11 protein-coding genes and 1 pseudogene are annotated in these 8,947 nt (G+C 66.8%); 7 read left to right on the plus strand and 5 right to left on the minus strand.

Features of this window, described 5'->3' with window-relative positions; genetic code table 11:
• The first annotated feature begins 68 nt into the window (after positions 1-68).
• Both ACWCP8_RS36695 and ACWCP8_RS36700 read left to right on the plus strand, forming a co-directional pair.
• Entirely contained in the window at positions 69-509 is a 441-nt protein-coding gene (locus ACWCP8_RS36695; protein ID WP_451120642.1) for a hypothetical protein, read from the plus strand.
• 123 nt (positions 510-632) lie between these two features.
• The gene (locus tag ACWCP8_RS36700; RefSeq protein ID WP_451120644.1) at positions 633-827 is read left to right on the plus strand and encodes a hypothetical protein; all 195 of its coding nucleotides are present in this window, start codon (positions 633-635) and stop codon (positions 825-827) included.
• A 100-nt stretch (positions 828-927) separates the two neighbouring features.
• On the opposite strand, the gene ACWCP8_RS36705 is transcribed toward ACWCP8_RS36700, so the two are convergent.
• The 3 genes from ACWCP8_RS36705 to ACWCP8_RS36715 form a co-directional block, all read right to left on the minus strand.
• Positions 928-1,308, minus strand: a complete 381-nt coding sequence (locus ACWCP8_RS36705; RefSeq protein ID WP_352270643.1) for a hypothetical protein — start codon at positions 1,306-1,308, stop codon at positions 928-930.
• A 658-nt stretch (positions 1,309-1,966) separates the two neighbouring features.
• Positions 1,967-2,377, minus strand: a complete 411-nt coding sequence (locus ACWCP8_RS36710; protein ID WP_352270642.1) for an FKBP-type peptidyl-prolyl cis-trans isomerase — start codon at positions 2,375-2,377, stop codon at positions 1,967-1,969.
• A 774-nt stretch (positions 2,378-3,151) separates the two neighbouring features.
• On the minus strand, positions 3,152-3,586 hold the full coding sequence (locus ACWCP8_RS36715) for a WD40 repeat domain-containing protein (protein ID WP_451120646.1): 435 nt from the start codon (positions 3,584-3,586) through the stop codon (positions 3,152-3,154).
• Between the two features lie 1,122 nt (positions 3,587-4,708).
• Here ACWCP8_RS36715 and ACWCP8_RS36720 point away from each other — a divergent pair.
• Together ACWCP8_RS36720 and ACWCP8_RS36725 are read left to right on the plus strand one after the other, a co-directional pair.
• Positions 4,709-5,227, plus strand: coding sequence for an SRPBCC family protein (locus tag ACWCP8_RS36720; protein WP_451120648.1), 519 nt, complete (start codon positions 4,709-4,711; stop codon positions 5,225-5,227).
• Between the two features lie 602 nt (positions 5,228-5,829).
• Positions 5,830-6,333: a DUF1203 domain-containing protein gene (locus ACWCP8_RS36725; RefSeq protein ID WP_352270635.1), complete on the plus strand. Its 504-nt coding sequence runs from the start codon at positions 5,830-5,832 to the stop codon at positions 6,331-6,333.
• A gap of 307 nt (positions 6,334-6,640) precedes the next feature.
• Here the strand turns inward: ACWCP8_RS36725 and ACWCP8_RS36730 are convergent, their stop codons facing one another.
• Positions 6,641-7,123: a WapI family immunity protein gene (locus ACWCP8_RS36730; protein ID WP_451120650.1), complete on the minus strand. Its 483-nt coding sequence runs from the start codon at positions 7,121-7,123 to the stop codon at positions 6,641-6,643.
• Positions 7,124-7,160: 37 nt separating this feature from the next.
• Between ACWCP8_RS36730 and ACWCP8_RS36735 the strand changes: the two are divergent.
• Positions 7,161-7,321: pseudogene (locus ACWCP8_RS36735) on the plus strand (IS5/IS1182 family transposase); the annotation flags it as partial.
• 4 nt (positions 7,322-7,325) lie between these two features.
• Here the strand turns inward: ACWCP8_RS36735 and ACWCP8_RS36740 are convergent.
• The gene (locus ACWCP8_RS36740; RefSeq protein ID WP_451120652.1) at positions 7,326-7,895 is read right to left on the minus strand and encodes a helix-turn-helix domain-containing protein; all 570 of its coding nucleotides are present in this window, start codon (positions 7,893-7,895) and stop codon (positions 7,326-7,328) included.
• 130 nt (positions 7,896-8,025) lie between these two features.
• Here ACWCP8_RS36740 and ACWCP8_RS36745 point away from each other — a divergent pair, with 130 nt between their 5' ends.
• Both ACWCP8_RS36745 and ACWCP8_RS36750 read left to right on the plus strand, forming a co-directional pair.
• Positions 8,026-8,202 carry a hypothetical protein gene (locus ACWCP8_RS36745; RefSeq protein ID WP_451120654.1) on the plus strand — a complete coding sequence of 59 codons (177 nt, stop codon included), beginning with the start codon at positions 8,026-8,028 and terminating at the stop codon, positions 8,200-8,202.
• 117 nt (positions 8,203-8,319) lie between these two features.
• Positions 8,320-8,947 (plus strand): IS5 family transposase (locus tag ACWCP8_RS36750; protein ID WP_451120656.1); only part of this gene is annotated, 628 nt, incomplete at its 3' end.

Here is an 8,947-nt window from a genome sequence, read left to right on the forward strand (position 1 = left end):
GGCCGGTGTGGAGACCTTGCCGGGGCCCTGGTGCGCGGGGTGGCGGCCGGGCAGGCTAGTTTGCTCGGATGAGTCTCCTTGATGATGTGGCCGAGCGCGACGGCTGGCGGTGCTGGGTGTGTGACGAAGCGGTCGACCCCGACGAGTCGGTGAACGACCCGCGAGGGCCCAGCGTCGACAGCCGGACTGCCGACCGGAAGACCAAGGTCGCCGAGCGGCTCGCGCACCGCGGATGCAACACCCGCAAGGGCGCGGTCAAGGTGGTCATCGCCTGGCCGGACCGCCTGTACGTGGTCGAACCCGCGCCGCTGATCACCGTTGCCGGGAGGCTGGAGCGCAAGGGGGGCCGCGAGATGGTGGGCCGTTGCCCGACCAAGCGGGACGCCCAAGAGGCGGCGGATTGGCTGGTGGACCGGTTCTCCCGACTGGTACCGGGGCTGCCGGTGACCGCCGACGTCGAGCCGGGCGGCGGCCAGTTCCTCGTCATCCTGGCCACCGGCCGCCGCTGACCATCACCAGCGCACACTCGCGTCGAGCTGAACCGTCGGCCCACACGACCTGTCCTGGCACGAGCCGACCCACATTGCTCGCCTGTGCCCAGCTACGGGTCGATGTCGCCGATTGCCGCAGCCATGACTGAGGCCGAACCGGAAACACAGCGCGTGCTCCCCAAGGCCCTCGCCCTGTACGACAAGGGCGTCGGCATCGCCCGTATCGCCAGCCAACTTCCCGTCGGGCCGTTTGTGCAGCCAGCCGCAGTCAGCCACTTTCCTCAGCTTCCCGCGCAGCGGCTGGTCCCCCTCACCGCGCTGCCTCACCCTGACTAGAACCGAAAGAGCGTCGGGCTGGGAGCCCTCTGGGAATCTGGGACTTCCGGCCGCGTCAACGAGCACGAGCGTGAAACAGCCGAAAGGCCATCTGTGCAGGTCAGCGGCGCGAATCCGCCCAGCGTCCCAGGTCACAGGGCCGCCCGGTCCCTTCCACGACATCTGCCCCCGAAGCCAGGAGCGCTGCGTTCAGCGTCACCTGCCCTCGACGCTTCGAAATTTCCGAGTTATTGGTTCGGAGCAGGATGGGGTCGGCATTCAGTTCGTCCTTGCCGCAATTCCTCCGGGCAGCGATACGCAAGGATCTGAACTCGTTGTAGAGTCGGTCGGCGGCCGATTCCGCCTTCATGGCGTTGTAGCGCCGAGAGGCGTTGTTCCGGAGGGCTTCGGCGGCCGCGTTGTCGATCAGCTCGCCCCATTCCCAGTCCACCGTGAACTCGCCGGGAGATCGCTCGTACCAGGCCGTGAGAACACGCAGCATCGCCCTGAAAGCCGATGTCTCCCAAGGGTGCGCTGGTGCGCGAATGGAGTGTGTCCTCCAGCCACACCTCGGCCAGGTCCACCGCCAGGTCTCCTGATTCACGTGGAAAGCCTCGCTGGGCGTCTTCGACGATCGCGTGCGCGCCGATGTCATCCATGATGTGTGCACGGATGGCGTGTTCGCGCCGACTGTGGAAGTGCGGCCAGAGCAATTTTCGATCTGGATCGCGAGCCGAGGTAGAGGTGCCCGGGGGTTCTCTGTTCTGGATCTCCTTCAGCTCGGCCCGAAGCCCGCGCATGGCGCTGAGGTATATCCGACCGTCGCGGACAGCCGGTTTGTCGGGGAGATTGTGGCCAGATGCCAGGTCTGCGACGGTGACGCTCCATGTGCCGCTGTCGGCCGGCTGATCGCCGGGAGCGGACGCATCTGCTGGCAGTATTGTCTCGGGATCCCCCATCCAGGCCGAGCGTATGCCCGAGCGTCTCGACCAGGCCAACGCTAGTCCGCCTGCTGGTCTCCATGTGCCGGAATCCGGGACCGGGCACACCCTTGGCAGGCCGTCACCTCACGCGCCATGGGTTGAGGAGGTGTCTGTCGATGAGTGCATCTGTCCTTACGTGGGAGCGACAGGGCCCCCAGCCCCTCAGGAGCGCCAGGTTCAGGCCGAGCCGGGCCTCGCTCCGGCGGGCCCGCCCACCACCGTGAGCAGGTCCACGACGAAGATCAGCGTCGAGCCCGCCGGGATCAACGGAGAGGGTGACTGCCTGCCGTAACCGAGACGCGGGGGAACAATGATCTCGCGCCGGCCGCCGACCTTCATTCCCCTTACCCCCCGGTCCCAGCCCTTGATGACCTTGCCACCGCCCACGGCGAACTTGAACGGCCGGTCCCGCTCCCAGGAGGAGTCGAACTCCCTTCCGGACGCGAACGTGACCCCTACATAGTGAACCTGGACGACCCTGCCCGGCTGCGCCTCGGGTCCATCCCCAACCACAAGGTCCCGGATCGTCAACTCGGTGGTCGCGACACCCTCCGGAACCACGATTCTGGGCTTCGTCAGTTCGCTCATCACGGTCCCATCGCTCGCCACCGGAATCCCCCGCACGGGCCGACCGGACACATGGACATTCCATGCGGCAGGCAATCACGCTACGGCAATGCCCGTACTTCAAGGTGCACCCCGGGCCCCGGAGGCGGGTCAAGGACCGATCGATGCGCGCCCCGGAGTGACCGCGTAGGCACCTGCCCACCGGACGCAATCCGGGCGGGTATCGTCCACCTGCGGCGGAGTGTAGGCGGTGTCCACTACAGGGAAGTGGCCATAGCAAGGCTGGCTCATCAGCTGACTGTCAGGAAGAACTTCCCGACCTCAAGGAGTTCCATGTCGTCAGTGGACCGCACTCCGTTCGATCTTGAGGCATATGAGACCAGGGCGCGTCTCGGGCCGTGTTTCGTCTGCGCGTTGCTCAAGGGAGACCCTGACTACAGAAATGAGTCGGTCTACGAAAACGCTGACCACGGCGCGTTTGTGCATCGGTGGCGCCGGGCTCGCTTTCGTAGGCTGTGCACTGGTCCTGCGGCTGCTGTCGTTGATCCTCGCGGACCGCTCCGGGATTGCCGCGCACTCCACGTGGTGCGTCATCGGGAAGACGTCACCGCGACAGGAGGATGAAGAAGTGCAGATCAGAGCCAGTTTTCGGGTCAGGCAGGCAGCCGTCAGACGCTCGGAGCATCAAATGAGCGTCACGGCCTTTTGCTACCAGCCGCTCCACGGACTGGCCGGCTGTCGCCAGATACACCCGGTTCCCGGTCACGCACAAGACAGGCTGACGTACCGTGCGCTTCAACGCCCCAGAACGATCACTTCGTACCCTGCGCCGACGACGAGCTCACCGCCGGGGGCGAAGGCGACGGCACCGGGAGCGACAGGCATTCGGATCTCATGCAGGGATGTGCCGGTGCCGAGGTCCCAGATCCCCACGATGTAGCGGCTGGCGGTGACGGCCACCGGCAACCCATCCAGCAGGCCGAGCTCCACATCGGACACCCAGCCGTCACCGAGCCGGTAGCGCAGCTGCCGGGTCCGCAGATCCCACACCTGGGCCCCGTTGTCGGCAGTGGCGACCAAGACCACTGGGTCACGTCCGTCAGTGCCGCAAACCAGGGCGTTGATCTGATCGGTTAGGCCCTTAAAGTCGCCCACCCACGTCCGGTCGATAAGATCCCAGAGCCCTGTCTGCCGCTCGACTTGCCCGAACATATCGTTCTCCGCGATCACGACCGCAGGCCGTCCATCCACGAGAGCCCAGTCCGAGGCAGGATAGTAGGAGGCAACCTCAAAAGCCCCGCTTATCTGCAGGGTTTCTAGGTTCCAGATGCTAGTCCGGACCCTGCCGAGGCCTTTCCGCGCGAGCAGGGCGACCGGTCCACCTTCGAGGTGGCCGCAGGCCGGAAATTGCAGATCCGAGTGACTTGTCTCAACTCTTCCGGTCTCCGAGCCGTCCGCGAGATTCCACACTCGTACGGTGCCGTCTTTGCCGCTGGTCACTGTCTCCGAGCAGGCATTTGCCGCATCCGTCATAGGGACGCTCGATCGCATGTGGGGCCGTACCGTGCAAGATTCTCTTCGTTCGCGCACGCATGGTACGGAGAATCAGCGGCACAACCTCTGGGAGCGATCTTGGTCAACCCAGGAAGCTCAGACGAACCCGACGGTTGACTTTAGAGATGTTCGTGTCGGCGATAGCCAATGAGTCCAGGCCCGCCTGCGGATCCGACCAGCCGGTTGGCAGCCGGGCCAGCGCTGATTCCAGATGCCCGTCAAAGCCCCCCGCCCGCCCACTTGCGGGCATGTGCGCCCCCGTCCTCTCACACTCGCGTGCCGCCGAGCAGACCGTGATGCCCGACGGACCAACCGCCATAAGAAACTGCGTCCAAGGCGGCCGAAGTTCTACATCTGGTGCTCGTCGACGGTGCAACACTTCGCCAGGGCCCGCCCGGGACGCGGCCTGGCCCGGACAGGCTAGCCGAAGCGGGACTTGTAAGCGCGTGACGGGCGTTGCTGTCACTCAGGGCCTGACAACGGATCCGAGACTCATGCCGTTGGACGAATCGGCCCTCACCCTCGACCCCCGGATCCCATGGGCGACGTACTCGACGTGATGAAGACCGTCCGCCTCTCCACCTCATCGCCATCCATTCCAGTGGGCGAGAGATGCCCAGCACTCTGGAGCTCATGGCCGCCGGTAGCGGCAGGCAGGGAGGAAGTAGGCCTTGACTTGGAGCGTTACGGTCTCTAACTTTAGTTACACGTAATAACGTGAATCTGAAGGGACTTCCCATGCACGTCGTAACTCCCCGTCGAATCCTGGCTGTTGCTACGCTCGTCGCCGCTGTGGCCATGACCGCGAACGGCCCGGCTGGTGCCGCAGCCAACATCCAGGTGGCCCATTCCTGCCGTGATGTGGTGATCGACGCGACCGCTCCCGTCATCACGCGTGACGACATCCTGATCCGCGCCCCCAGAAGTACCGTCTGGGCCGTCCAGACTGACGTGGCGAACTGGCCGAGCTGGCAGCCGGGGGTCACTGCGGTCCGGCGTACTGACACCGGGAGGCTGAGGGTGGGTTCCACCTTTATCTGGGACGTCGAGGGGCTGCATGTCACCTCCACGGTCAGGCAGGTCGAGCCCGGGCGCCGGATCGTGTGGGGAGGTACTGGCAACGGAATCACCGCCGTCCACGTCTGGACATTGACTCGGACCCGCGACGGAGTCCTGGTGCACACCGAGGAGTCCTGGCAGGGCGACCCGGTCGACGCCGATGTTCCCACCGCCCAGGCTGCTTTGGATGCCTCACTCCGCGCCTGGCTGGAAAACCTCAAGCGGGCCTCCGAGGCCCGGATGGCTCCAGGCCAGTGATCAGGGCCGCCGTCGCCCGCGTCTCCCATGACATCGGGTCGGCGTCAGGCCGGATCCGAGTTCACACACCGAGTCGCACGGCCTTGGCGTGTGCGTATGCCGTTGTCGTCACCCGTTTCAGGCGCGGCAGCAGGCTCGCCGACAGATGTCCGTTGGAAGCGACGGCATTCGCTGTGTCTTCCCGCCGGACTCCGGAAGCGACGGCCGTCTCCGGCGCTGATCGGCCGGGTCGCCTGCGGTGGTGAAGCAAACGCGCCCTGGTGGCAGTACGCTGCCAGGCGCTTCGCCGACGCGCCCCGACCGCAGGCAAGCTCGACGACGTCGCGGTGAGATCGACGCCGCCACTGTCGGTCGACAACCGAGGGCGAACTCGAGGCAGTTCCCCGTGGCCTGCACCAGGGCATGTGCCGGGTCGGCTCCCCCGTGTCGGCTCCTCTCCGTGGGCGCCGGCCGCACGCGACGATGCTCAGGCGGTTGCGGCGACGAGCCCCACCATTCCGACTGAGCGCCTCAGTTGGCCAGTCCGAGCACGACAGACAGCCCAGAACCCTCCGTCGGATTTCCGCCAGCACCTCATGCACGACCGCGCCACGATGAATGGCATGACCAGTACCTATCAACCCCGGCCCATCACCCCCACCGCCCTGAAGGAGCTCCGCGTCCGCGACGACGCCGGGTGTCCGATGTACCCGTACGTGGACGAGGAAGGCGGCGCCCCGCTGCGCTGCTGCCTGCGGCTCAGCGTCATAGATGACCGGATCGCCCTCGTCTCGTACGCCCCGCTGCGTCGCTGGGCGGCCCGGACGAATGCCGAGCCCGGAGCGTATGACGAGCAGGGTCCGGTCTTCATACACGCCCAGGACTGCGGCGGACCGGCACCGGGCGGCACCGGTTACCCCTGGGCCCGACCCGGCGCTCTCCGTGCCTTCCGCCGCTACGACAACCGAGGGCGCATCATTGGCGGCCGCATGGTGGAGCTGCCTGAGGATGCCGACGCATCCTTCGACCGCGCCTTCGCCGAAGCCTTCGCGGACCGGGATACCGCCCAGGTCCACGTGCGCGCCGTCGAATACGGCTGCTACCACTTCCGCGTCGACCGACCCTGACGGGCCCAGGGGGCGGGCCGTCGGCCACGTCGCCGCCCGCCCCTCACTCCTCCGAATGACCGGGGGTCTACGACACCGCCGTCTCGATCACGATCCTGCCCATCCCGACCGTCCGCAGTCGTTCACCAGGCCCCCTCGCCTCCTCCAGGACGCGCTTCGTCACTACGAAGACGAGCTCGCCGAGCAGCTCGACGCCTGAGCACCAGAGCGGCCAACTGCAACGCTCAGTGGCTTCCCGATGGAGAAGTCAAGCTTCGGGCCTGTGTTGGGGGCCCGATGGATCGCGTTTCGACGGGACTGACGTTGATCAGCGGGTTGGGAAGGAAGCGAGAGCAAGATCCCACTGGTCAGCTGCGTGAAGCAGTGCAGCTGTACCCACCTGGACCTCCACGAAGTATTGATAGATGTCGGCTCTGTCATCAACCTGCTGCCACGGGGGTGCCGCTTCCAGGGACAGGTGAAGGCGAATCATCGCCCCAGCCTCGCTTCGGGCGGAGAGGCTAAAGGCCAGGACCGGCTCGGTGAACCACGTGTCCGGGGACAAATAACCTTCGGCATCAGGTTGGATCACGGACACCGTCCCCGCGGCCACCGCACGCAACCAAGCGGCGACCTGGCGGGCCTCGTGGGTCAGCAGAGATGGATCGGCAAAGGACCAACTGCCCTCGGTAGTCGTCACCGTGCCACCGATGACCAGCCAGTTGTCGTCGTACCGGTTGCCCTGGACTGTGGCGAACTGATAGCGCAGCGGGCAAAGCTCGACACCGCTTGCATGGTCACTCAAGAGCACTGCCACAGGATGTCACGGGCCCTCCCGGCGGTGAACGGCGCGGGCCGAGTTTCGCTGGGTCGTCGAGCACACGATCTCGTGGCTGCACGGCTCCTCCGCCTGCGCATCCGCTGGGAACGACGCGACGACATCCACGAAGCCTTCCTCGGCCCGGCCGTCTGCCTGAGCACCCACCGCCACGTCCAACGCCTCTGCTAGGACCTCAAGCCCCTTCCAAGGAAGCATCCTTCGAAGACGCGCCCTTCGGGTACCGGACGAAGAGGACGCCCTGGACCTCGCCGTCCGGTGCGCTGTAGAAGTGCGGGGCGTCTGCCGGCCAGTGGGCGTGACCGCCGGGCCCGGCCGTCTGCGGCGCGTCCGGCAGGCCGACGACCGCCGTTCCGGAGAGCACCATCAGGCCCTCCGTGGTGTGCGGGACATGCGCGGCCGACTCCTGGGTGGTGCCCTCGGCGATGGTGACGCGGAACACGTCGGTGGCCGCGCCCTCGTCCTCGTACCGCTCCAGGAGGACCGCGGTGACGGCGCTGCCGGAGACTCCGCCCGCGCCCGCCGCGACGCCGGGCGCCGGGTCGTCGAGGACGGCGCTGAGCGGGCGGCCGAGCGCGGTGGTCAGGGCGTAGAGCGTTTCCAGGGTGGGGTTGCGCCAACCCATCTCGAGTTCCGAGAGCGTGCCCTTGCCGACGCCCGAGCGGCGCGAGAGCTCCGTCAGGGACAGGCCGCCGTCCTGCCGCAGCCGTTTCACCCTGCGCCCCACCTCCTCGTTCAGACCCATCCGTCCGCTTCCGCGCCCACCGGCGCTTTGACGTGCCACCACCTGCGTCCCTAGTGCTCCACAAACAGAACGATCCGTTTACGGAACGCTTGGAACCTGCTCTCCCGCCCCCTCCGGAAGTGATGCCCGCATGTCCCCGCTCGCCCGCATACGCGCCACCGCACTGCCCTCGGCCGTGGCGGCGGGGCTCATCGCGGTCACTGTCGGCATGACCAGTGCCGCTGCCCTCGTGTTCACCGCGGCGCGGGCCGCCGGGGCGGACGCACGCGCGGGAGGTCTCTTCGTGACTCCTCCCCGCCATAAATGACGGGGCTTCTCGCTAAGAGGCCGCGCAGATAGGCGGCGTGTGGAGCCCCGGCAACAAGGCGGGCACAGGTCCCAGTGATCATGGAGTTGCGACGCTCTGTGACCACTGGGGAGACCTGTGCCCGTCCTTCCATCATGGCTGACCGACCCGCTCTGGGACCAATTCGCGGCACTGCTACCCAAGCGCCCTGCGGTCGATCCGGCCCACCCGCTGGGTTGCCACCGGAGCCGTATCAGCGACCGGATCGTGTTCGACAAGCTGCTCCAACTCCTGCGGTTCGGCTGCTCCTACCAGGCGATCTCCGACACGACCTGCTCGGCGACCACCATCCGCAACCGCCGCAACGAGTGGATCCGGCTCGGCGTCTTCGCCCGACTCAAACAGATCGCGCTTGAGTCCTACGACCGGATCCTCGGGCTCGAGCTCGACCAGATCGCCGTCGACGGCTCCATCACCAAGGCCCCCGGCGGCGGCGAGGTGGCTGGGCGCTCGCCGGTCGATCGCGGCAAACAGGGCCTGAAACGCTCCGGCATGACGGATGGTTACGGGATCCCACTCGGCAGGGTCCTCGCCGGAGCGAACCGCCACGACTCTCCGCTGCTTGCTCCGACCCTGGACCTGCTGGCAGACCTGGGGCCGCTGCCCGAGGACATCACCGTGCACCTGGACGCCGGCTATGACTCGGACAAGACCCGCGCCGAACTCACCGCCCGAAACCTGCACGGCCGCATCGCGCACAAGGGCG

Source organism: Streptomyces sp. NPDC002206 (genome assembly GCF_053593595.1).

Bases quoted from the DNA above. Each gene is read 5' to 3' on its own strand.
- ACWCP8_RS36695 (WP_451120642.1), top strand. From the start codon at position 69: ATGAGTCTCCTTGATGATGTGGCCGAGCGCGACGGCTGGCGGTGCTGG.
- ACWCP8_RS36700 (WP_451120644.1), top strand. From the start codon at position 633: ATGACTGAGGCCGAACCGGAAACACAGCGCGTGCTCCCCAAGGCCCTC.
- ACWCP8_RS36705 (WP_352270643.1), bottom strand. From the start codon at position 1,308: ATGCTGCGTGTTCTCACGGCCTGGTACGAGCGATCTCCCGGCGAGTTC.
- ACWCP8_RS36710 (WP_352270642.1), bottom strand. From the start codon at position 2,377: ATGAGCGAACTGACGAAGCCCAGAATCGTGGTTCCGGAGGGTGTCGCG.
- ACWCP8_RS36720 (WP_451120648.1), top strand. From the start codon at position 4,709: ATGACCGCGAACGGCCCGGCTGGTGCCGCAGCCAACATCCAGGTGGCC.
- ACWCP8_RS36725 (WP_352270635.1), top strand. From the start codon at position 5,830: ATGACCAGTACCTATCAACCCCGGCCCATCACCCCCACCGCCCTGAAG.
- ACWCP8_RS36740 (WP_451120652.1), bottom strand. From the start codon at position 7,895: ATGGGTCTGAACGAGGAGGTGGGGCGCAGGGTGAAACGGCTGCGGCAG.
- ACWCP8_RS36745 (WP_451120654.1), top strand. From the start codon at position 8,026: ATGTCCCCGCTCGCCCGCATACGCGCCACCGCACTGCCCTCGGCCGTG.